The organism is Stenotrophomonas sp. STEN083 (genome assembly GCF_056759195.1).
In genome coordinates this window covers 52,829-74,579 of sequence record NZ_JBRRCU010000007.1, presented here as the reverse complement: position 1 = coordinate 74,579, position 21,751 = coordinate 52,829, and the positions used below count along the sequence as shown (strand labels likewise).

17 protein-coding genes and 1 pseudogene are annotated in these 21,751 nt (G+C 64.0%); 12 read left to right on the top strand and 6 right to left on the bottom strand.

Translation table 11 applies throughout. From position 1 onward, the window contains the following. Positions 1–146: 146 nt before the first annotated feature. From sucC to ACVOK8_RS03970, 4 genes are all read left to right on the top strand, one after another. On the top strand, positions 147–1,316 hold the full coding sequence (sucC, locus tag ACVOK8_RS03985) for an ADP-forming succinate--CoA ligase subunit beta (protein WP_346499776.1): 1,170 nt from the start codon (positions 147–149) through the stop codon (positions 1,314–1,316). A 21-nt stretch (positions 1,317–1,337) separates the two neighbouring features. Continuing rightward, on the top strand, positions 1,338–2,213 hold the full coding sequence (sucD, locus tag ACVOK8_RS03980; RefSeq protein ID WP_481554207.1) for a succinate--CoA ligase subunit alpha: 876 nt from the start codon (positions 1,338–1,340) through the stop codon (positions 2,211–2,213). A 543-nt stretch (positions 2,214–2,756) separates the two neighbouring features. Beyond that, on the top strand, positions 2,757–3,137 hold the full coding sequence (locus ACVOK8_RS03975; RefSeq protein ID WP_481565678.1) for an endonuclease domain-containing protein: 381 nt from the start codon (positions 2,757–2,759) through the stop codon (positions 3,135–3,137). A 1-nt stretch (position 3,138) separates the two neighbouring features. Further along, a complete protein-coding gene (locus ACVOK8_RS03970) occupies positions 3,139–4,776 on the top strand; it encodes an NAD+ synthase (protein WP_481565677.1) in 1,638 nt (545 codons plus the stop codon). A gap of 525 nt (positions 4,777–5,301) precedes the next feature. On the opposite strand, the gene ACVOK8_RS03965 is transcribed toward ACVOK8_RS03970, so the two are convergent. After that, on the bottom strand, positions 5,302–6,186 hold the full coding sequence (locus ACVOK8_RS03965; protein ID WP_481565676.1) for an outer membrane protein assembly factor BamD: 885 nt from the start codon (positions 6,184–6,186) through the stop codon (positions 5,302–5,304). Positions 6,187–6,303: 117 nt separating this feature from the next. Between ACVOK8_RS03965 and rluD the strand changes: the two genes are divergently transcribed. The 4 genes from rluD to ACVOK8_RS03945 are packed head-to-tail and all read left to right on the top strand — an operon-like array spanning position 6,304 to position 9,002. After that, positions 6,304–7,293: a 23S rRNA pseudouridine(1911/1915/1917) synthase RluD gene (gene rluD / locus ACVOK8_RS03960; protein ID WP_481565675.1), complete on the top strand. Its 990-nt coding sequence runs from the start codon at positions 6,304–6,306 to the stop codon at positions 7,291–7,293. Next, positions 7,293–8,072, top strand: a complete 780-nt coding sequence (gene pgeF, locus ACVOK8_RS03955; RefSeq protein WP_481565674.1) for a peptidoglycan editing factor PgeF — start codon at positions 7,293–7,295, stop codon at positions 8,070–8,072. Before rluD ends, pgeF begins: the two co-directional genes overlap by 1 nt. Further along, positions 8,069–8,608, top strand: a complete 540-nt coding sequence (locus tag ACVOK8_RS03950) for a DUF4166 domain-containing protein (RefSeq protein WP_481565673.1) — start codon at positions 8,069–8,071, stop codon at positions 8,606–8,608. Before pgeF ends, ACVOK8_RS03950 begins: the two co-directional genes overlap by 4 nt. Further along, complete coding sequence (locus ACVOK8_RS03945) at positions 8,601–9,002, top strand: thiol-disulfide oxidoreductase DCC family protein (RefSeq protein WP_481565672.1); 402 nt, start codon at positions 8,601–8,603, stop codon at positions 9,000–9,002. Before ACVOK8_RS03950 ends, ACVOK8_RS03945 begins: the two co-directional genes overlap by 8 nt. Before the next feature lie 241 nt (positions 9,003–9,243). Here ACVOK8_RS03945 and otsA read toward each other — a convergent pair whose 3' ends face one another. The 5 genes and pseudogenes from otsA to ACVOK8_RS03920 form a co-directional block, all read right to left on the bottom strand. Continuing rightward, entirely contained in the window at positions 9,244–10,611 is a 1,368-nt protein-coding gene (gene otsA, locus ACVOK8_RS03940; protein WP_481565671.1) for an alpha,alpha-trehalose-phosphate synthase (UDP-forming), read from the bottom strand. Then, positions 10,608–12,413: pseudogene (locus tag ACVOK8_RS03935) on the bottom strand (glycoside hydrolase family 15 protein); the annotation flags it as partial. The pseudogene ACVOK8_RS03935 and the gene otsA, both read right to left, overlap by 4 nt. Positions 12,414–12,440: 27 nt before the next feature. After that, positions 12,441–13,187 carry a trehalose-phosphatase gene (otsB, locus tag ACVOK8_RS03930; protein ID WP_481565670.1) on the bottom strand — a complete coding sequence of 249 codons (747 nt, stop codon included), beginning with the start codon at positions 13,185–13,187 and terminating at the stop codon, positions 12,441–12,443. Between the two features lie 267 nt (positions 13,188–13,454). Beyond that, positions 13,455–14,786 (bottom strand): OmpA family protein, encoded by a 1,332-nt coding sequence (locus ACVOK8_RS03925; RefSeq protein ID WP_481565669.1) that lies wholly within the window; start codon positions 14,784–14,786, stop codon positions 13,455–13,457. 261 nt (positions 14,787–15,047) lie between these two features. After that, on the bottom strand, positions 15,048–17,480 hold the full coding sequence (locus ACVOK8_RS03920; RefSeq protein WP_481565668.1) for a TonB-dependent receptor plug domain-containing protein: 2,433 nt from the start codon (positions 17,478–17,480) through the stop codon (positions 15,048–15,050). A gap of 207 nt (positions 17,481–17,687) precedes the next feature. Here ACVOK8_RS03920 and ACVOK8_RS03915 point away from each other — a divergent pair, with 207 nt between their 5' ends. The 4 genes from ACVOK8_RS03915 to ACVOK8_RS03900 all read left to right on the top strand — a co-directional run bounded on the left by ACVOK8_RS03915 (position 17,688) and on the right by ACVOK8_RS03900 (position 21,642). After that, entirely contained in the window at positions 17,688–18,161 is a 474-nt protein-coding gene (locus tag ACVOK8_RS03915) for a DUF3574 domain-containing protein (RefSeq protein WP_481565667.1), read from the top strand. Between the two features lie 55 nt (positions 18,162–18,216). Next, on the top strand, positions 18,217–19,110 hold the full coding sequence (locus ACVOK8_RS03910; RefSeq protein WP_481565666.1) for an XAC2610-related protein: 894 nt from the start codon (positions 18,217–18,219) through the stop codon (positions 19,108–19,110). Positions 19,111–19,174: 64 nt separating this feature from the next. Further along, entirely contained in the window at positions 19,175–20,752 is a 1,578-nt protein-coding gene (locus tag ACVOK8_RS03905) for a hypothetical protein (RefSeq protein WP_481565665.1), read from the top strand. Positions 20,753–20,829: 77 nt separating this feature from the next. Further along, entirely contained in the window at positions 20,830–21,642 is an 813-nt protein-coding gene (locus ACVOK8_RS03900; protein ID WP_481565664.1) for a DUF3014 domain-containing protein, read from the top strand. The last annotated feature ends 109 nt before the right edge of the window (positions 21,643–21,751 follow it).

Below are 21,751 nucleotides of genomic sequence, written 5' to 3'. Positions count from 1 at the left end.
AAAACCGTGCCGGTTCTGGCGATTTGTACAGACTTCTTTGCGTGCTGGGCCGCCGTCGGCGACAATATCGGGCCCGCCCGCCCTGTCAGTCGGCCATTTCTGGTCCTGCGGACTGCGTGCGGTCGTTCCTATTCCCACGGTGACGCATGAATTTCCACGAGTACCAGTCAAAACAACTGCTTGCCGAATACGGCATCCCGGTCCCGGCCGGCAAGGTCGCTGCGACCCCGGACGAGGCTGTTGCAGCTGCCCAGTCGCTGGGCCAGGGCCCCTGGATGGTCAAGGCACAGATCCACGCTGGCGGCCGCGGCAAGGCTGGCGGCGTCAAGTTCTGCAAGACCACCGACGACGTCAAGGCCGCTGCGGCCAAGATGCTCGGCACCAAGATGGCCACCTACCAGACCGCAGGCGTCGAGCTGCCGGTCAACCTGGTGCTGGTGACCACTGCTGGTGAGATCGTCAAGGAGCTGTACCTGTCGGTGCTGGTTGACCGTGGCACCAAGACCATCACCTACATCGCTTCTTCGGAAGGCGGCGTGGAGATCGAGCAGGTTGCTGCTGAAACCCCGGAGCTGATCCACTCGCTCAACGTCGATTTCGTTGAAGGCGTGCAGGGCTACCACGGCCGTGATTTCGGCTTCAAGCTGGGCCTGACCGCCAAGCAGGCTGGCCAGTTCGCCAACATCATGGTGAATCTGTACCGTCTGTTCAACGAAAAGGACCTGGCGCTGGTTGAAATCAACCCGCTGGCCATCCTGGACGACGGCAACCTGTACGCGCTGGACGGCAAGTTCGACAGCGACGACAACGCCGCGTTCCGTCAGAAGGCTCTGGTCGCCATGCGCGACAAGACCCAGGAAGACCCGACCGAAGTGATCGCTTCGGAGCTGGACATCAACTACGTCACCATGGACGGCAACATCGGCTGCATGGTCAACGGCGCAGGTCTGGCCATGGCCACCATGGACGTCATCAAGCTCAACGGCGGCGAGCCGGCGAACTTCCTGGACGTGGGCGGCGGTGCCAACAAGCAGCGCGTCATTGAAGCCTTCAAGCTGATCCTGTCTTCGGACAAGGTCGAAGGCATCTTCGTCAACATCTTCGGCGGCATCGTCCGCTGCGACATGATTGCCGAAGGCATCATCGCTGCCGTGAAGGAAGTGGGCGTCAAGGTTCCGGTCGTGGTGCGCCTGGAAGGCACCAACGTGGAAGAAGGCAAGCAGCTGCTGCGTGACAGCGGCATGGCCATCATCCCGGCTGACAACATCAACGATGGCGCCAAGAAGATCGTTGAAGCTGTCAAGAACGCCGCCTGATCCGACACCGAAGGAAATCCAATGTCAGTTTTGATCAACAAGAACACCAAGGTGATCGTGCAGGGCTTTACCGGCCAGCAGGGCACCTTCCACGCCACTCAGATGATCGAGTACGGCACCCAGGTTGTCGGCGGCGTGACCCCGGGCAAGGGCGGCACCACCCACATCGACCTGCCGGTGTTCAACACCGTGGCCGATGCCGTGCAGAGCACCGGCGCCAACGCTTCGGTCATCTACGTGCCGCCGCCGTACGCGGCTGACGCGATCCTGGAAGCGGCTGCTGCCGGCATCCAGGTCATCGTCTGCATCACCGAAGGCATTCCGGTGCTGGACATGCTGCGCGTCAAGAACGTGCTGACCCGTTCGCATCCGGACACCGTGCTGATCGGGCCGAACTGCCCCGGCGTGATCACCCCGGGCGAGTGCAAGATCGGCATCATGCCGGGCCACATCCACATGCCGGGCAAGATCGGTATCGTGTCGCGTTCGGGCACCCTGACCTATGAAGCGGTCAAGCAGACCACGGAAGTGGGCCTGGGCCAGTCGACCTGCATCGGTATCGGCGGCGACCCGATCAACGGCCTGAATTTCGTTGACTGCCTGAAGCTGTTCAACGAAGACCCGCAGACCGAAGGCATCATCATGGTTGGCGAAATCGGCGGCGACGCTGAAGAAGCCGGTGCCGAGTACATCAAGCAGTTCGTGAAGAAGCCGGTTGTTGGCTTCATCGCTGGCGCGTCGGCTCCGGCCGGCAAGCGCATGGGCCACGCGGGTGCGATCGCATCGGGCGGCAAGGGCACGGCTGAGGGCAAGTTCGCAGCGATGGAAGCTGCTGGCGTTGTCACCGTCCGTTCGCCGGGCGACCTGGGCGCTGCCATCGCGAAGCTGGTCAAGTAAGACTGCGCTTCAGTGATTTGAGAGAGGCCACCTTCGGGTGGCCTTTCTTGTTTTTGGGGGTGGTGGAAGGCAGGAGCCAAGGCAAAAGCAAAAAAACCAAGAGCAAGTGCTTGCCCTCACCCCTACCCCTCTCCCGCAGGCGGGAGAGGGGACAGCCACAGCCACAGCCAAAGCCAAAGCCACAGCCGAAGCCGAAGCCGAAGCAAGGGCCGAAGCAAGGGCCGAAGCAAGGTTCCGGCTCTGGATTTAGGTTCTGGACTTACGCTTTGGTCTTGGTCTTGGTCTTGGTCTTGGTCTTGGCTTTGGCTTTGGCTGTGGCTTTGGCTGTGGCTGTGGCTGTGGCTTTGGCTTTGGTAGTTGCAGTTGCTTTCCCCTCTCCCGCCTGCGGGAGAGGGGTAGGGGTGAGGGCAAGCTTTTGCTTTTGCTTATCAGCTCCCATGCGGCATCGTCACGGAAGCGGGAATCTCTTCATTCAAAGTCCTGGTTCCCCCGATTCCAGCCATCGCCCCACCAAGCAATCGTCTCCCAACCAAGGAGACACCCATGCGCAAAGGCAGCAAAACCAGCAGCGCCCGTGCCCTGCGCCGGCGCATGACAGATGCCGAACACCGCATCTGGTACTTCCTCAGAGGCCGCCACCTGGTCGGCTTCAAGTTCCGCCGACAGCACCCGATCGGCCCTTATGTCGTCGATTTCGTCTGTCTGCAGCACAAACTGGTCATCGAATTGGACGGCAGCCAACACGCAACCGACCCCAATGACCGCCGCCGCGACGCCTTCCTGCACCGCAATGGCTACCGCGTGCTGCGCTTCTGGAATAATGAAGCCCTGAACCACACCGCCGCGGTCTGTGAAAGCATCCTGCGCGCGGCGTTGGTAACACCAAGCCCCCGCAGGGTGCGGGGCCAAGCAGAAGGTTGTTGATATGTCCGAATCGCTACGCATCGCCCTGGCCCAGTTCGACTTCCCGGTCGGGGACGTGGACGGCAACGCCAGCCGCATCATCGAGCTGATGCAAGAGGCGCGTGACGAATACGGTGCCGACGTGGTGCTGTTCCCGGAGCTGGCCATAAGCGGCTATCCGCCGGAAGACCTGCTGATGCGCCCTGGCTTCTTGCGCAGCTGTGAGCAGGCGTTGGCGCGGGTCGCGGCGGAAGTGCAGGGCATCGTTGCTGTGGTTGGCTGGCCGCAGAGCGCCGGCGCGGTGGTCTACAACGCCGCCAGCGTACTGCGTGATGGCGCCATCGCCAGCACCTACCGCAAGCGCGAGCTTCCCAATTACGCCGTGTTCGACGAACGCCGCTACTTCGACGTGGACCCGGATGGCGGTAACTGCGTGTTCGAGGTCAATGGCGTGAAGCTGGGTCTGGTGATCTGTGAAGACCTGTGGTTTCCCGAGCCGCTGGCCGCCACCGTCAAGGCAGGCGCCGAGCTGGTGCTGGTCCCCAACGCCTCGCCATACGAACGCGGCAAGCACGCCCAGCGCGATGCGCTGATGGCCGAGCGCAGCCGCGAGGCCGGGGTGGCCATTGCCTACGTCAACACTGTTGGTGGTCAGGACGCGGTGGTGTTTGATGGTGCTTCGGTCGTGGCCGATGGCGACGGCACCGTGCATCCAGCCGCCGTGGCTTTCACAGAAGAAATGCTGGTGGTTGAGTACAACGTCGCCGTGCGCAGCTTCATGCCGCTGCGCTGGATAGACGATGGCGATGAGAGCATGGATGCCTTGGCCTGGCGCGCAGTCACCCGCGGCATCCAGGACTATTGCGGCAAGAACGGTTTCAGCAAGGTTTGGTTGGGCCTGTCCGGCGGCATCGATTCGGCACTGGTGCTGGCGTTGGCGGTGGATGCATTGGGTGCGGACAACGTCACCGCAGTCAGCCTGCCCTCGCGCTATACCGCTGACCTGTCCAATGATCTGGCGGTGGAGCAGTGCCGCGCGCTGGGCGTGAAGTTGGAGACGGTACCGATCGAACCCGCCTTCCAGGGCTTGATGCAGTCGCTGTCGGCGATGTTTGAAGGCCAGGTGGCAGATGTCACCGAAGAGAACCTGCAGTCGCGCAGCCGTGGCGTGATCCTGATGGCCTTGGCGAACAAGTTCGGCGGCCTGTTGCTGACCACCGGCAACAAGAGCGAATACGCAGTCGGTTACGCCACCATCTATGGCGATATGTGCGGTGGCTATGCGCCGTTGAAGGACCTGTACAAGACGGAGGTCTACGGCCTGTCCAAATGGCGCAATACGGTTGGTGGTGCGCCAGTGATTCCGCCAGCGGTGATTGCCCGTGCGCCCTCGGCTGAGTTGCGTGACAACCAGACCGACCAGGATTCGTTGCCTGCCTACGACGTGTTGGACGGCATCCTGTACCGCTACATCGACCAGGAACAGTCGCGCGAAGATATCGTCGGCGCCGGTTACGCGCCGGAAGTGGTCGACCGGGTGCTCAGGTTGGTGCGGATCAGCGAGTGGAAGCGCCACCAGGCCGCGCCGGGGCCCAAGGTGTCGCGCCGCGCATTTGGCCGCGAGCGTCGCTATCCCATCACCAATGGTTATCGCGGCTGAGTATCTTGCCGATAGGATGTGCGCAGAAGGGGCCGTAAGGCTCCTTCTGCTTGTATGGAGGTTGATCGGCGAAGGCGGCATCCGGCTGGAGCGGGCTGGCCCGATAACGGTTCGTCAGCTGGACTGCTCAAACCAACGAGTTTTCGACAAATTCTCTACATATTGCGAGCCCAAGATGGGGGCACAAGAAAACACCGGTCCATCTCTCCCTGCCATCGAGTTGTCGGTGGCATTTTTGTTTTTGTAATGAGGGGAGACGACGGTGGTGGGCAGCTTTTTTTGTTGCGGGAGCTTTAATGCTGTCCTCACCCCAACCCCTCTCCCGTAAACGGGAGAGGAGCTAGTGCATTACGAGCGCAAGCAATGCGAACCCCTCTCCCGTTTACGGGAGAGGGGTTGGGGTGAGGGCAGCTTCTAGCAAGCAAGCCCATCCGAAGCCAAAGCCAGGAAAACCAAGCCCTTAGACCCCAAAAACAAGAAAGGGGCCGCAAGGCCCCTTTCCATCACCACCAGTACCGCAGCAGCTTACTTGCCGCGGTTCATCTTGGCGCTGCTCTGCCCGGTGGCCACCGAACGCTCGCCCGCGAACGGGTTCAGCTTGCGGATCATCCATGGGTACTTCGGCCAGTTGCCGGCCAACCACGGATGCTCCGGCTGGTTGAGCTCAAGCACGCGGCGGGCATCGTCGGCCAGAGTCTTGTTGCCCAGGTTGGTGTAGGCCTCGCCCAGCAGCGCCACTGCGTCGTACTGGAATGCGCTCTGCGGGTAGGTCTCCAGCAGGTAGTTGGCGCGGCCAACCACTGATACCCAGGCGCCGCGACGGGCGTAGTACAGCGCATCGTCCAGCTCATGCTGGGCGAACACGTCGCGCAGTTCGATCATGCGCTGGCGGGCATCGGCGGCGTAGCGGCTGTTCGGGTAGCGCTCGGTGACGATGTTGAAATCGGCGTAGGCCTGGCGCGGGGTCGACAGATCGCGGCGGCTCGGGTCCAAGGACCATACGCGGCGCAGGAAAACCGTATCGCGGTTGCCGTTGGCAAGACCGCGCAGGTAGTACAGGTACGCGATGTTGCGGTGGGTCGGGTAGGTGCGGATGAAGCGGTCGATGCTCGACACCGCGTCATCGTTCTTGCCGGCCTTGTACTGGGCGTAGGCGCTTTCGATCATCGCCTGCTCGGTGTACGGGCCGTACGGATACTGCGCAATCAGGCGCTTGAAGCTGGTTTCGGCGCCGGACCAATTGCCGCCCTCCATCAGCTTGTGGCTCTTTTCGAACAGTTGTTCGACCGGCGCGCCTTCGTCGGCGTCCTTCTTGGCGCCGCGATGGCAACCAGTGGCGACGAAGACCAAAACCAGCAGCAGGGCGGTGAGGCGGACGGGCGCGGACAGCAGCGAAGAGCGTCGGATCATGGGTTCAGGGCAGGACGCGGCAGGAATACGAAGGGGCGATGATAGCCTAGTGGCCTGTCCTGCGACTGACTGTTGTCGTCAGGACCCCATAATTTCGTCTACAGCCGGTCTTTGCCCATGTCCGAGAACACCTCTTCCAGCCCGCGCCACGCGCAGGTTCCCGATTCCGCCGCCGGTCGTCGCTTCGACGCGGTCCTGGCCGAATTGTTCCCCGAATTCTCCCGCTCGCGCCTGACCGAATGGATCAAATCCGGCGCAGTTTTGCTCGATGGTGAGCCCGTCAGGCCGCGCGATCCGGTCCGCGGCGGCGAAATCGCCACCCTGAATGCGGTGCTCGAAGTCGAAGTCCACGCCCTGCCGGAAGACATCCCCTTGTCGGTCCTGTACGAGGACGAACATGTGTTCGTCATCGACAAGCCGGCCGGCCTGGTGGTCCACCCGGGCGCAGGCAACCCAACCGGCACCCTGCTCAATGCGCTGCTGTTCCGCGACCCTGAAATCGCCAAGGTGCCGCGCGCAGGCGTGGTCCACCGCCTCGACAAGGACACCAGCGGGGTGATGGTGGTGGCCCGTACCGTGCAGGCGCAGACCGCGCTGGTCGAGCAGCTGTCCGCGCGTGAGGTGCATCGCCAGTACCTGGCCGTGGTGGTTGGCGCGCTGGTCTCCGGCGGCACCGCTGACGCCCCGATCGACCGCCATGCCCGCGACCGTCTGAAAATGGGCGTGCGCGAGGACGGCAAGGAAGCTGTGACCCATTACCGCCTGCGCGAGCGCTTCCGCGCCCATACCGCGCTGGAATGCCGCCTGGAAACCGGCCGTACCCACCAGATCCGCGTGCATATGGCGCACCTGAAGCACGCCATCGTTGGTGATCCGCTGTACGGCGGCTCGCTGAAGCTGCCCAAGGGCGCCACCGACGAGCTGGTCGCCGCACTGCGCGGCTTCAAGCGCCAGGCCCTGCACGCCGAGACCCTGGAATTCCAGCATCCGATCACCGGCGAGAGCATCAGCAACACCGCACCGGTGCCGGCTGATCTGCTGGCGCTGATGAAGGCGTTGCGCGAGGACTCCAAGGCCTTCGCCGACCGCGAGCGAGGCCGCTGGTAATGGCGGAGGCGAGTCCGCTGTGGCTGGCCGACTGGCCTGCGCCTCCGGGGGTGCGGGCCTTCACCACGATGCGCCATGGCGCTGGCGGCTCGCAGCCTCCGTTTGACCGTTTCAACCTGGGCAACCGGACCGCCGCCGATGGCGACGATCCGGCCCAGGTGCAGCGCAACCGCGACGAACTGCAGCAGCTGGCGAAGCTGCCATCGGCTGCGCACTGGCTGCGCCAGGTGCATAGCAGCGTGGCCTTGCGTTTCGACGCACCACCGCAGGCGCAGGGGTTGGACGCCGAGCCGACCGCTGATGCCTCGGTGACCTCGGTACCGGGCGTGGTGCTGGCCATCCTCACCGCGGACTGCCTGCCGGTGGTGTTCGCCGCCCGCGATGGCAGCGAAGCGGCGGCCGCCCATGCCGGTTGGGGCGGATTGGCGCGCGGCATGCTGGAAAACACCCTGGCCGCCATGCACACGCCCGCTGAGGCGCTGGTAGCGTGGATAGGCCCTGCCGCTGGTCCTGCCCTGTACGAGGTCGGCGTGGACGTGCGCGAGGCCTTCCTGGCGCATTCCAGTGCCGCTGAGAGCCATTTCGTCGCCACCCGGCCCGGTCACTGGCTGGTAGACCTGCCCGGGCTGGCACGGCAGCGGCTGGTGGCTGCAGGCATGCAGCCGGCGGCAGTCCACGGCGGCGACCTGTGCACCATGGCCGACCCGCAGCGCTGGTTCTCGCACCGTCGTGACCGTCGTAGTGGCCGCATCGCCACCCTGGTGTGGATGGAGCCTTGACCACACCGCTGTTCGCACAGGTGCTGGGTCCGGCGTTTGAACGTTTGGCCCCGCAGGTGCGTGCGCTGCACTCGATCCCTGCGCGTCAGCGCTGGAACGGGCAGGGCGAGGTGCTGCGCGGCAGCCATTGGCTGGTCGCGCCCTGCGCCTGGCTGGCGCGGCTGCCGCCAACCTCCAGCGTGCCGGTGACGGTGGAGTTCGTGGTTGATGCCAGCGGAGAACGCTGGAACCGCCGATTCGGCCCCGCGCGCATGGCCTCGCGCTTGTGGCAGCGCGATGGACAGCTGTTCGAGCAGCTTGGTGCGGTGCGTTTCCGCTTTGGACTGCGCGAAGAGGCTGGCCAGATCCTGTGGCGAGCGGAACGTGTCTGGGCATTCGGTGTGTTGCCGTTACCGACCCGCTGGTTCGCGCAGGTGCATTGCCGCGAGCGTGAGCAGGCTAGGCGCTATGAATTCCTGGTGGATGTGTCGATGCCGCTGATCGGGCGGCTTATCCGCTACGAAGGCTGGCTGTTGCCGGAACAGGCGCATGGCTGAGCCGGCGGTGATCGTGTTCGATGGCGTCTGCGCGCTGTGCAGCCGCTGGGTGCGCTTCCTGCTGCGTTTTGACCGGGCCGGCCGTTACCGGTTCGCGGCGATGCAGGGTGGGCAGGGGCGTGCTTTGTTGGCCGCGCATGGGCTGGATCCGGATGATCCCTTGTCGTTCCTGTTGGTCGCCGATGGGGTGGCGTATACCGACACCGATGCGATTCTGCGGGTGGTGACCGGATTGGGCGGGGCTTGGCGCGTGGCTGGGCTTGCGTGGGTGCTGCCGGCTTCGCTGCGGGATCCTGCGTATCGCTGGTTGGCGCGGAACCGGTACCGATGGTTTGGGCGGCATGAGAGCTGCTTTCTTCCGACGGCGGAGCAGCGTGCGCGGTTTTTGGATTGAGTGGGTTTGGTTTGGGTTTGCTTGCTAGAAGCTTGCCCTCACCCCAACCCCCGCTCCGCGCCCCGGCCCTCGCGCTGGCGCGAGGTCGTTCAAGGAGCAGCGAACCGGTGGTTCGCAAGCTGCTCCTCTCACCCCGCAGGCGGGAGAGGGGCTAATGCACTACGAGCGCGAGCAATCCGAGCCCCTCTCCCGTTTACGGGAGAGGGGTTGGGGTGAGGGCAGCTCTTGCCTGTGCTCCCGTCTATGTCCCCTCCAACGCCAACAGATAGTCCCGTCGCCAGCGATGGATGTCATGCGTGCGCAGGTGCTCCATCATCGCCCGCCAGCGCTCGATCCGTTCTGCCCGCGGCATGTTCGCCGCCGTCGCAATCGCATCGGCCACGCCGTCCAGATCGTGCGGATTGACCAGCAGCGCCTGCTTCAATTCATCCGCGGCGCCGGCCAATAGCGACAGAACCAACATGCCGGGATTCTCGGGGTCCTGCGCGGCGATGTACTCCTTGGCCACCAGATTCATGCCGTCGCGCAAGGGCGTTACCAAACCCACTGCCGCTTGCCGATAAAACCCGGTGAGCGTGCTGTGCGCGTAGTTCTGGTTGACGTAACGCAGCGGGGTCCAATCGGCCTCGGCATGGCCGCCGTTGATATGCCCGGCGAGCCGCTCCAGATCACTACGCAGTTTGCGGTACTCGTTGACGCTGCCACGCGATACCGGCGCGATCTGCAGGAAGGTCATATCGCCTTTCTGCTGCGGATAACGCTGCAGGTAACGCTCGAAACCGTGGAAGCGTTCTGGCAGGCCCTTGGAGTAATCCAGCCGGTCCACGCCGATTGCCAGCTTGCGGTGCTGCAGGCTCTGCCGCAGGTCGCGCACCGGCTTGTTGCTGGCCGCGCTGCGGGCCTGACGCGCGATGTGCTCGGTGTCGATGCCGATCGGGAATGCGGAGGTACGCACGCGGCGACCGTCGGGTGCCTTGATCCAGTCACTGTCGATCAGCGTGCCGCCGCCGAACAGACGCACGTAGGATTGAAAACGGTCCACATCGCGGCGGGTCTGGAAACCGAGCAGGTCGTAGGAATACAGCGCTGAGAACAGCGAGCGGTGGTCGGGCAGTGCCTGGATGAGGTCGGCCGAGGGAACCGGCACGTGCAGGAAGAAGCCAATCCGGCAGGCGATGCCGCGCTCACGCAGCAACGCCGCCAATGGGATCAGGTGGTAGTCGTGGATCCACACCGTGTCGTCGTCGCGCAGCAGTGGAGCCAGGGTATCGGCAAACAATCGATTGACCTTCCAGTAGCCCTCGCGCTTGCGCCGGTCGTAGTCCACCAGGTCCAGGCGGAAATGCAGCAGCGGCCACAGGGCGCGGTTGGAAAAGCCGTTGTAGTAGTTGTCCAGATCGGTTTTGGACAGATCCATCGTCAAGTAGCGGATCGGGCCGTCCTGCGCTTCATGCAGGGCGCCGCTATCGACACTGACGCTGCGCCCACTCCAGCCAAACCATAGCCCACCCCGTTCGCTGAGCGCCGCCAGCAGGCCGGTCGCCAGTCCGCCGGCGCGGTTCTCGCCCGGTAACGCCACCCGGTTGGAGACCACGACCAATCTGCTCACGACGCCTCCTGCCAGCTGCGCGACAAGCGCATCGCGGCGATCACCAACCCCACATGCGAGTAGGTCTGCGGGAAATTGCCCCAGGCTTTGCCATCGAAGCCGAGGTCTTCGGATAGCAGGCCCAGGTGATTGCGCTGCTGCAGCAGGGTCTCGAACATCTGGCGCGCTTCGTCCATGCGCCCGATCGCGGCCAGCGCGTCGATGTACCAGAAAGTGCAGATGGTGAAGCTGGTTTCCGGTGTGCCGAAATCGTCCGGCGCGGTGTAGCGGTACAGCGCATTGCCATGCTTCAGATCGCGGCCGATGGCCTCGACCGTGGCGATGAAACGCGCGTCCTTGGCATCGATGAAGCCGATGTCGGCCAACAGCAGCAAGGATGCATCCAGCCGATGACCACCGTAGGTGTCGGTGAAGTGACCAAGCTGCTCGCTCCAGCTTTCGTGCATGATCCGCGCGTGGATCTGGTTGGCCCGTTCACGCCAGTAGACGGCGCGGCCTTCGAGTTTCAGGCGGGTGGCGATCTTGGATAGCCGGTCGCACGCCGCCCAGCACATCGCGCTGGTATAGGTATGCACTTCGGTGCGGCCACGGAACTCCCACAGTCCCGCATCCGGCACGTCATGCAGGGCGAAGGCCTGCTCGCCCAGAGGCTCCAAGCGCGCGAAGGTGTGCGTATCGCCCGGGTCCTGCAGGCGTTGATCGAAGAACAACTGAGTCGAAGCCAGCACCACGCTGCCATAGACATCGTGCTGGCGCTGCACCCAGGCCAGGTTGCCGCGGCGTACCGGGCCCATGCCGCAATAGCCGGACAGCGAGGCAACTTCCTCCTCGTCGAGCTTGGCCTCGAAGCCGATGCCGTACAGCGGCTGCAGGCTGCCGTCGGTGCTGGCCAGGTTGAAGATGTAGCCCAGGAACTGCTCCATGGTACGGGTCGCGCCAAGCCGGTTGAGCGCGCGCACCACAAAGGCGGCATCGCGCAGCCAGCAATAGCGGTAGTCCCAGTTGCGGCTGCTGCCCGGTGCCTCCGGGATGGAGGTGGTCATTGCCGCGATGATGGCGCCACTGTCCTCGTATTGGCACAGCTTCAAGGTGATGGCGCTGCGGATCACCGCGTCCTGCCATTCCAGCGGCACCGACAGGTAACGCACCCATTCGCGCCAGTAGTCGCGGGTGCGCTGCATGGCTTCCTGCACGTAGCCGCTCAGCGAGCGGTTGAGTGATTCGTCCACGCCGAGCACCAGATGCACGCGATGATTGAGCACGAAGGGCAGGGCATCGCGGACGAAGCGCACCGGTACATCGGTAGTCAGCCGCAGCACCAGATCCGGTAGCAACCAACGGATATGGTTGCTGCCCCAGGTGGTTTCCGGTTGCCGCGCACCCCAGTCGGCCAGCGGTCGTGCGCGCACGGTGATGCGCGGATTGCCGGAAAGCGGGGTGACCTGGCGGATCAGGCTGACCGGCCGATAGAAGCGATCGTTCTGGCGCCAGCGTGGGGCGAAATCGATGATCTCCACCGCGCCGCCATGGCTGTCGCGCAGCACGGTGCGCAGGATCGCGGTGTTTGTGAGATAAGACTGCTCGCTGTCGAGAAAGTCCTCCAGCTCGATGCCGAAGTCACCGCCGGGGTGCTGGTTGGGATTGAGCAGGGCGCAGAACGCGGGGTCGCCATCGAAGCTGGGCAGGCAGCTCCAGACCACGCGCGCCTGCTTGTCTATCAGTGCACCGAAACTGCCATTGCCAACTACGCCAAGATCGAGGGTGGCGTCTTGCATTGCATTCTCCTTGTTGCGCGAACGCCACTGGCGCCGCTGTTTCCTCCGGGTGGGTCAGGTAATGGCTGCGCGCAGCCAAGCGTGTACGGACGTGATATCTGGCAGCGTTGCAGCGGCCAGGCTGTCTCTTCGTTGGCCGACAAGTATGCCAATGCCTTTGAGTTGCTGAGCGGCCTGGAAGCCGTGTTCGTCGGTGAGGTCGTCACCGATGAAGATCGGGCGCCGGCCTTGGAAGGGCGGGTGCTGCATCAGCTGCTGCAGAGCGCGGCCTTTGTCGTGGCCGCTGCCGACGAACTCGATCACGTGGTTGCCTGGTTGCAGGCGAACGCCGGGCAGATGCGGCAGCTGTGTGTTGGCGAATGCGATGATCGCAGCGCCTGCCTCTGGCGCTTTGCGCCAATGCAGGGCCAATGCCTGGCCTTTGTTTTCGATCAATACGCCGGGGTGTGCATGTGCCAGCTGCATCGCCCGCTGGTGAAGCGCATGCAGCCACGCCGCCGTGTCTGTTTGCTCTGGTTCTGCATCGGCAGAGATGAGCAGTTGCGCCCCGTGCAGCCCGGCCATTGGCAGGCGCAGCGGTGCAAACATTGTTTGCAGTTGACTGACAGGACGACCACTGAGCAGCGCCAGCGCGCCCCCCAGACGCTGCTGCACGCTGGCCAGCAGCGCGAGCAGGGACGGGTCGGGTGCTACCTTGTCCGGATGGTCGGCAAAGGCGAGCAGGGTGCCATCTACGTCGAGAAACAGTGCGTCGTCATCTGCCAGCGCCGGAGGGGGCGGTCGCTGTGGGTCATCAAGCATTTCGACACTATGCCGCAGCGGTTGTTACAGGAAGGTCATTTGAGGGGCGGTTGGGTTTACGTGCTTTCAGAGCGCCCTCACCCCAACCCCTCTCCCGCAGGCGGGAGAGGGGCTCGGATTGCTTGTGCTCGTAGTGCACTAGCCCCTCTCCCGCAGGCGGGAGAGGGGCTCGGATTGCTTGCACTCGTAGTGCACTAGCCCCTCTCCCGCAAGCGGGAGAGGGGTTGGGGTGAGGGCAAGCTTCTGCTCTTCACCCAATGCAGAACATTACTTGGTAACCGCAAACTCAATCCGACGGTTCTGCGCACGACCTTCTTCAGTGTCATTGCTGGCCCGCGGTTTTTCCTGGCCATAGCCCTTGGCACTGAGTGTGTCGGCAGCAACACCCAGCTCAGCCAGCTTGGCGACTACCGCATCAGCACGCTGCTGGCTCAAGGTCACGTTGGCAGCGGCATCGCCGGTATTGTCGGTATGCCCACCCACCTCGATCTTGGTGCCTGCAGGTGCCTGCTTGATCGCATTCGCCGCGCTGGTCAGCGTCTCCAGACTGTCGCGGGTGATGGTGGCCGAACCTGTGTCGAAGTAGATGTTCATCAGGTTCAGTGCTTTGACCAGATCATCACCGCTGAAGCCGGCCTTGAGTCCTGACAATGCCGCTGCCGCACGGTCCCACAAGCCGCTGATCTCGAAGCCGCCGAACAGGCTGCGCAGCTTGTCGCTCACCGCGAAACGATCCGCTTCGGACATGCCGCTGGTATCGATGTTGAGTTTGTCGCCATCGAAGCCGAACTTCAGGCCCTTGGCTTTGAGATCCGGCAGTGCGGCGATCAGCTTGTCCATCCATACGGCCGGTAGCGTTGCCGGATCAACGGTGATGTTGCCCGACAGATTGCCTTCACCGAAGTTGGCTTTCAGCGCATCCCATAGACGGGTCTTGTCGGCCTCACTGGCGACCTGACCGCTGACCGTGACCTTGCCGTCTACATTCTCAAACCCGAAGCGCGGATTGGTTTGCGCTACCGGTGCTGCAGGTTGGGTGGTGGCTGCAGGTTGCATCGGTGCCGGTGCAACGACTTCTTCCTTCTTGCAGCTGCGGAACAGCAGGAACGCGGCAAGCAGCAGGATCAGTGGAATCAGCCATTTCCAGAAGCCGCCTGACGGTTTGCTGGCAACGGTGCCACCGCCGCTATAGCCGGCGGTAGGTGTGCTGGTACCGAACCAGCGCTCGTAGTCGGCCGGGCGCGAGGTGGGGATCTTGCCGCCAGGGGTGAGCTGGCCAACGATCTTCGGCAGCAACCACGCACCAGCCATGTTTACAGCCGCTGCTGGAATGCCGAGCTTGCTGGCAATACCGCTGGACAGGTTCTGGCCGAAGCCGGCGCTGAACTGATCGGGCTGCAGCACGTTGTCGCCTGGTGTGGTGCCTATCCACGACGAGAACAGGCCGTCGAGGCCTGCGTCAGTAAAGCGTTTCTGCAGTCCGGCGAAGCCGCCGTTGGCAGGATCGAAAATGGCATCGACAAGCTGGCGCACGAGGCGCCCCGCGTTGTCGCCGAGGTGAAAGCGGTTGGCCGCTTGGCGAATCAACGACTCGAACATATACGCCTCCGCAAGGGATGAACCGGGCTGGAATGTGCCGGCAGGCGTAAGGAGCGCCTAGCGCTGTTAAAGCTGGATGAATTCGGGGATTTTTGGTTCTTTAGCCAGAAGCTTCCCCTCACCCCAACCCCTCTCCCGTGAACGGGAGAGGGGCTCAGAATGCTTGCGCTCGCAGTGCACTAGCCCCTCTCCCGCCTGCGGGAGAGGGGTTGGGGTGAGGGGAGGCTTCAAGCAAGCAATCCTCCCCGAAAAGCACCCCAATCAGAACGTAAACCGCACCCGCCCATACCAGTACGCGCCGTTGCTGCCAATCGGCGACAACACGTCATACGGCAGGTTGCCAAAGTAGTAGATGTCTTCGTTCGACTTGTCCGGATAGTTGTCGGTCAGATTCTGGCCGCCAACAGCCACGCTCCACTGCGGCGTGATGCGGTATTCCACTTCCGCATCCAGCTGCCATTCGGCCTGGTAGGTCTGGGTCGGGATATAGCCACCACCAAAATCGAACACACGCTTGGCGCTGCCATGACGGCTCACGCGGCTGCTCAGCGACCAGCTGTCATTGGCCCAGCTGGCGGCGAACTGCGCGCGGGTACGCGGTGCAGCGTCGGTCAATGTATTGCTCTCTTCCACGCCGAACAGCACGTAGTCCGGATTCAGCGCCAGCAATTGCGAGGGCGTGGCGACGACGTTCTTCAGCTCGGTCTTGGCGTAGCTCCAGGTGCCGGTCAACAGCAGCTCGCCGTCACCCAGCGACTGCCGCCAGTTGCCGACGAATTCAGCGCCGCGGGTGCGCGTATCGGCGGCATTGACGAAGTAATGCGCGCTTTCCAGCCCGCCGATGCCGAATTGCTGCTGCACGAAATCGGTCAGTGCATCGCCGGTGATGCTTTCCGACAAGGCGATGCGGTCATCGATGTCGATCTGGAACAGGTCCAGCGACAGGTCGAAGTGGCTGCCGATCTGGCTGGTGAAGCCCAGGCTGTAGTTGATCGACTTCTCCGGCTTCAGGCCAGTAGCGCCCAAGGCACGTGCGATTGGATTGTTGACCGACAGGAGGCGTCCCTGCACCAGTTGGCCGCCGGCGGTGTAACCGGTCGAGGTGGATTCGTAGCCGATCTGGCTCAGCGACGGTGCGTGGAAGTTGTTGGAGATCGAGCCACGCAGCGCGAAGGCTGGTGCGAAGGCATAGCGCGCGCCGATCTTGCCGGTCAGCTCGCCGCCGAAATCTTCGTAATGCTCATAGCGGGCGGCGATATCGGTGGAGAATTTCTCGCCGAAGGTGGACGACAGGCTGGTGTAGGCACTGATCACGTCGCGTGACAGATCGGCTTCATCCTGCGGGGTCAGGCCACCACCGGCCTGCGAGCCAGTCGGGCGGTCGGTGTAAGGACCGGCTGCATAGCTGGCCGGGTCACCGGCGCCGGTTTCATAACGCTCGTGACGGCCTTCGATGCCGAAACCGAGGCTGTGGGTGTCATTGGTACGCACGAAGATGCGGCCGAAATCCAGGTTGGCCACGGTCTGGGCGAAGCTGAAGTCCGCGGTCTTGAAGCGGGTTGGGCTGGTCGGGCCAAGCGAAGCGTTGAGCGAGTTGCGCAGGCGATAGGTGAACTCGTTGCGGCCGTGGTCGAGGCTGGCGTCGTAATTCCAGTCGCCCAGTTCGCCACGCGCACCGGCCACAAGCTGCACGTCCAGGTTTTCGCCTTCGGAGATCGGGCGGTAACCGTTCGGGTACAGCTCTTTCCAGTTGGCTTCGCCATCCGGGTAACGGAAGTAGTTGGCGCCTTCGGTATCGCGCTGGTTGTAGGTGCCGAAGGCATAGGCGTTGGAGGCGCTGCCGAACGGGATTTCGGCATTGAACCAGGCGTTGAGGTCCTTGCTGGCGCCGTCGCCCAGCGAGTAATTGCGCTTGCCGGCCAGGGCCAGATTGTCCGGGGTCTGCGCTTCCCACGGCGGGATCTGGTCGAAACCGGCCCGGTTGGTGGCTTCGCGGTTCTTCAGTTCCAGACCCACGCGCAGGAAGCCGCCGTCGTCCGTCAGCGCGGTGCCGACCTTGGCACTGAAGTAGCTGGTCTGGCCGTCGGTCAGAGTGCGGTCGATCGGCTTGAGGTCGGTGTGGTGCGCGCCGAAGCTGGCTTCGATGGCGCCGCCTTCCGGGGCATCGTCGAGGATCACGTTGATCACGCCGGCTACCGCATCGGAGCCATACAGCGCGCCAGCGCCGTCACGTAGCACCTCGATGCGCTTGATCGCGCTGACCGGGATAGCGTTGAAATCAACCGGTGTGGTGCCCTTGCCGATCTTGCTGTCGGTATTGACCAGCGCGCTGTTGTGGCGGCGCTTGCCGTTGATCAGCACCAGCACATGGTCGGGCGAGAGGCCGCGCAGCTGCGCGGCGCGGATGTGATCGGCACCGCCGGAGTTGGACTGGCGCGGGAAGTTGAACGAAGGCAGCAGCGCCTGCAGCGCGCTGCCCAGCTCGCCGTTGACCACGCCGGCCTTGCGGATGTCCTCGGCGCTGAGCACGTCCACCGGCGAGGTGGACTCCAGCACGGTGCGATCCACGGCGCGGGTGCCGGTGACGATCACCGTATCCAGATTGGTCGCCTGCTGGGCGTCCTGGGCAAAAGCAGGGGAAGACAGCGCCAGCGCGATGGCCAGGCCGAGCGGGGCCGAGGTGGGGCGGGACATGGGAACTCCGGAAATACGATGGGGAAGGGCGGGGAGAGGAATTGCAGATGGCGTCAAGGCTTACATCCATCCGGATGAAGCGATATATTATCTTCGCGTTAACAGCGCCCGGGATGCAAGTCCTGCTGGCAATTGGCTGATAACCAAACGCGATATCCCTTGCGGTGCCTTGGATGCCACCGTGTTGTTCTTGCCCGGAGGTTCTCCATGAAGTTGCACGCTGTCCTGTTGCCCCTGCTGTTTGCCATTGCCGCCAATGCGCATGCTGCCCCGCCTGCTGCCGAACCAGCGCCGAGCGCCCAGCTGCACGGCGATGCCGCGCGGCCGGCCGAAGCCGGTGGCTGGGTACGCAGCGAGCTGTATTTCGGCGTGGGCGAGGAAACCGGGCCGTCGGCCCGTGAGCAGACCGACGTGATCAGCGAGACGCAATGGCGTGCCTTCCTCGACAAGGAAGTCACCCCGCGATTCCCTGATGGCCTGACCGTGTTCGATGCGTACGGGCAGTGGTTGTTCCGTGGTGCACCCGAGCCGAACCGGCTGCGCACCAAGGTGCTGGTGATCCTGCACGAGGACAGCCCGCAGCGTCGCAACGACATCGAAGCCATCCGCCTGGCGTGGAAGCAGGCCACCAAGCACCAGTCGGTGCTGTGGTCGCGGCAGCCGGTCGAAGTTTCGTTCTGACCAGCACGGGATCGGCTAGCCTGCGGGCAGCCGCCAACTGCAGATGAGCTTCTCGATGCCCCCCTTGATATCCACGTCCCTCCGCCGCTTTGCCGCCCGTGGCCTGCTGGTGGCGGGGGTTTCGCTGCTGGCAGCGCCCGCGCTCGCAGCAGATGACAGCGAGATCCGCTTCGAGGTCGCAGGCGGTGTGAGCGCGCATGCGCGCTTGCTCGGCGATGGCAGCGTGGAGGTGGGCAGCAACCACTCACCAGCGCGGCAGGTGCTGCCTGCGTCCACGAACGAGGAAGGCGGCGGCACGCGCCTGGGCCACGCCGACTACAACTTCGACGGTTATCAGGACCTGGATTCCAGTGCCACGCTGGGCCAGGTCAACGAATCGGTCACGGTTTACCTGTACGAGCCGGCCAGTGGCCAGTTCCGCGCATTGGCAGCACCTGAGGGCCCGGAGATCAGCTGCGAAGGCTTTTGGTCGCTGACCCCGGACTCGGCCACACGCACACTCAGCAGCAGCTGTCGCAGCGGGCCGATGTGGTACAGCGATATCTACCGCTTTGAGGGTGACAGGGTCTACCTGTACCGATCGATGCGCAACGCCTTCCTCGACACCGAAGCGCTCGCGCAGGTGTTGGCAGTGGCTGAAGTGGAAGATGCGGAGATCCTCACGGTGTGGAGCACCTGGGATGCCGCAGGCAAGCGGCTCGAAACCGCCATCTGGAATGCCTTCGATCCGCCGTTGAAAGACGCGCCGATGCCCGGCCGCAGCGCGTCGGTGGTGCCGGACAAGCTGCTGCTGTACAGCAAGGCCGGCGATACCGCCACCAAGCGTTACCTGCTCAAGGGCGACCGCGTCGAGCTGCTGGATGAAGCCGACGGCTGGCTGCAGCTACGCTACCGCAACCCCAGCCGTGGTCCGGTACTTGGTTGGGTGAAACTGCCCACGAACGAATGATCTGTTCCAACCGCACGCATTTTTCCAGCGTTACCATCGCTCCGCTTTCCTGACGATATCTCCCATGAATTCTTCCGCTTCAACATCCCGCCCACGCTGGTTCGTGCCGGGTGATCTCAACGGCTTCTTCGGCCTGGTGGTCGACAACCTGTCGATCCTCGGCTTCATCGCGATGGCATTGATCGGCATCTTCCAGTTCCCGGCCGATGTGGTGTTCGGCCGCATGTTCCCGGGTACCGCCTTCGGTGTGCTGATCGGCAACCTGATGTACACGGTGATGGCACGGCGCCTGGCTGCCCGCACTGGCCGCGATGACGTCACCGCGATGCCGCTGGGGCTGGATGCGCCAACCAGCATCGGCATGGCGCTGCTGGTGCTGGGCCCGGCCTTCGTCGGCTTCAAGCAACTGGGCATGGACCCGCAGGCCGCGGCGATGGCGACCTGGAAGCTGGGCATGGCCTCGCTGGTGGTGATGGGCCTGCTCAAGCTGGTGCTGTCCTTCGTCGGCGATGCGGTCACCCGCCATGTGCCACGTGCGGCGCTGCTTGGCTCCATCGGCGGCGCGGCGCTGACTCTGCTCGGCTTCCTGCCGCTGATCGAGAGCATGCGCCAGCCGCTGGTCGGCTTGGTCACGCTGGGCGTGCTGCTATACGTGCTGGTGGCACGCGCTGTGGTGCCGTTGCGCTTGCCGGGCGTGCTGTTTGCGCTGCTGGTTGGTGTGGCCTTGTACTACGGGCTGGGTGCAGCAGGTGTGCTGACCGGCTTCCAGTGGCCGCCGGCAATCTCCTTCGCAGCAGCCTTGCCGCTACCCTCGCTGGGCTTTGTCGAGGGCCTGCCGCTGACCGTGCCGTATCTGTCGTTGCTGCTGCCGTTCGGCCTGCTGATGGTGGTGGGCGGCATCAACGTGGCCGAGAGCGCACGCGCTGCCGGTGACGACTACCGCACCCGCGACATCCTGCTGGTCGAGGCCGTCGCCACGCTGATCGCCGGCGTCTGCGGCGGTGTCGCGCAGACCACGCCATACATCGGTCAGCCGGCCTACAAGCGTCTTGGCGCGCGCACCGGTTACACGCTGCTGACCGGCCTGTTCATCGGCATCGGCGGCATGCTCGGCGTGGTTGCCGGGCTGGTGCAGTGGCTGCCGGTGGCGGTGCTGGCACCGATCATCGTCTTCGTCGGCCTGGACATCACCGTGCAGGCCTTCCAGCAGACCAAGCGCGAGCATGCGATCGCGGTCGCGCTGGCCTTCCTGCCGGCGATTGCCTACCTGATCAACATCAAGTTCGGTACCTGGGTGGCACCGGATGCGGCCGCAGCACTGTATGCGGCGGTCGACGGCCATGGCCTGTCGGATGTGGCGACGCTGCAGTTGCTGGGCAATGGCTTCATCATCTCCGCGATGATCTGGGCGGCTGCCCTGGTGGCCTTGATCGAGCGCCGTCCCGGCGTAGCAGTGAGCCTGTTGTTTGTGGCCGCGGCATTGAGCGCATTCGGCGTGATCCATTCCACCGATCCGCGCGGCGGCATCTACCTGCCGTGGCAGCTGGAAGGCCTGCGCCAGGCCATCACCTTGCAGGTGACGGCTGCCTATGCGGTGCTGGCGGTCGTCATCGGCCTGATGTCGCTGCAGAAGCAGCGTTGATGCACGAGGCTTGAACCGCTGGGGAACCCAGCGGGATAAACAGGGTCACACCATCACACGCAATAAAGGTGCAAGTGATGCAGAAGCGCAAAGCAGTGTGGCCCTGGGCAGTGGTTGGCGTCGTCGCGGTAGGCGGCGCGGGATGGTGGATGTTCCGTGATGATGTGGCGCAGCTGCGGCAGGCAACGCCGGCTGTTGCTCCGCTGGTAGAGAACGCGACCACACCGGCCATCCAGCCGCCCGCAGCTGCCGAACAAGCGGGCGAGCCAAAGTACCCGCTCGACGTGGCTGCCGACCCGGCCTTGCCGGCATTGGCCGACAGCGATGCTTCCAGTTGGCAGGCGCTGAACGGGTTGTTCCCTGCTGATGCCTTGGCCGTACTGCTGCGCGAACACCTGATCCAGCGCGTGGTCGTGCATATGGACAACCTGACCCAGCCCAGTCTGCCCGGTTCGGCGATGGCGCTGCGGCCGCTGCCCGGAACACTGCTGGTGGAGCAGGGCAGTGCCGGCGGCGAGCAGCTTGCGGCCGCCAACGCCGCGCGTTATGCCCCGTTCGTGGATGCTTTTACCCGTGCCGATGCAGGCGCCGTCGCGGTGGCCTACACCCGTTTCTATCCCTTGCTGCAGCAGGCCTATCGCGACATTGGCCATCCCGAAGGCCATTTCAATGACAGGTTGGTGGCGGTGATTGACCACCTGCTGCAGACCCCTGAGCCGGCCCGGCCGTTGGCGCTGGAGCCGGATGGCAAGGGCCGCTATCGCTTCTCCGACCCGGCCCTGCAATCGCTGTCGGTAGGCCAGAAAGCCTTGCTGCGCATGGATTCCGGCCAGCAACAGGCGGTGAAGCAACAGCTGCGGGCGCTGCGCTCGGCGATCACCCGCGGCTGAGCCGCGCTGCCGCTTGCGTTGGATCAAGGTTGCGAGCTCGGCGGCTGGCGATACTGGAGGAGGATCTCGATTGCAGCTGAACAAGGGCGCTATTCACCCTTGAATCACG

Coding starts and splice junctions, on each gene's coding strand:
- sucC (WP_346499776.1), top strand. CDS start 147: ATGAATTTCCACGAGTACCAGTCAAAACAACTGCTTGCCGAATACGGC.
- sucD (WP_481554207.1), top strand. CDS start 1,338: ATGTCAGTTTTGATCAACAAGAACACCAAGGTGATCGTGCAGGGCTTT.
- ACVOK8_RS03975 (WP_481565678.1), top strand. CDS start 2,757: ATGCGCAAAGGCAGCAAAACCAGCAGCGCCCGTGCCCTGCGCCGGCGC.
- ACVOK8_RS03970 (WP_481565677.1), top strand. CDS start 3,139: ATGTCCGAATCGCTACGCATCGCCCTGGCCCAGTTCGACTTCCCGGTC.
- ACVOK8_RS03965 (WP_481565676.1), bottom strand. CDS start 6,186: ATGATCCGACGCTCTTCGCTGCTGTCCGCGCCCGTCCGCCTCACCGCC.
- rluD (WP_481565675.1), top strand. CDS start 6,304: ATGTCCGAGAACACCTCTTCCAGCCCGCGCCACGCGCAGGTTCCCGAT.
- pgeF (WP_481565674.1), top strand. CDS start 7,293: ATGGCGGAGGCGAGTCCGCTGTGGCTGGCCGACTGGCCTGCGCCTCCG.
- ACVOK8_RS03945 (WP_481565672.1), top strand. CDS start 8,601: ATGGCTGAGCCGGCGGTGATCGTGTTCGATGGCGTCTGCGCGCTGTGC.
- otsB (WP_481565670.1), bottom strand. CDS start 13,187: ATGCTTGATGACCCACAGCGACCGCCCCCTCCGGCGCTGGCAGATGAC.
- ACVOK8_RS03925 (WP_481565669.1), bottom strand. CDS start 14,786: ATGTTCGAGTCGTTGATTCGCCAAGCGGCCAACCGCTTTCACCTCGGC.
- ACVOK8_RS03920 (WP_481565668.1), bottom strand. CDS start 17,480: ATGTCCCGCCCCACCTCGGCCCCGCTCGGCCTGGCCATCGCGCTGGCG.
- ACVOK8_RS03915 (WP_481565667.1), top strand. CDS start 17,688: ATGAAGTTGCACGCTGTCCTGTTGCCCCTGCTGTTTGCCATTGCCGCC.
- ACVOK8_RS03910 (WP_481565666.1), top strand. CDS start 18,217: ATGCCCCCCTTGATATCCACGTCCCTCCGCCGCTTTGCCGCCCGTGGC.
- ACVOK8_RS03905 (WP_481565665.1), top strand. CDS start 19,175: ATGAATTCTTCCGCTTCAACATCCCGCCCACGCTGGTTCGTGCCGGGT.
- ACVOK8_RS03900 (WP_481565664.1), top strand. CDS start 20,830: ATGCAGAAGCGCAAAGCAGTGTGGCCCTGGGCAGTGGTTGGCGTCGTC.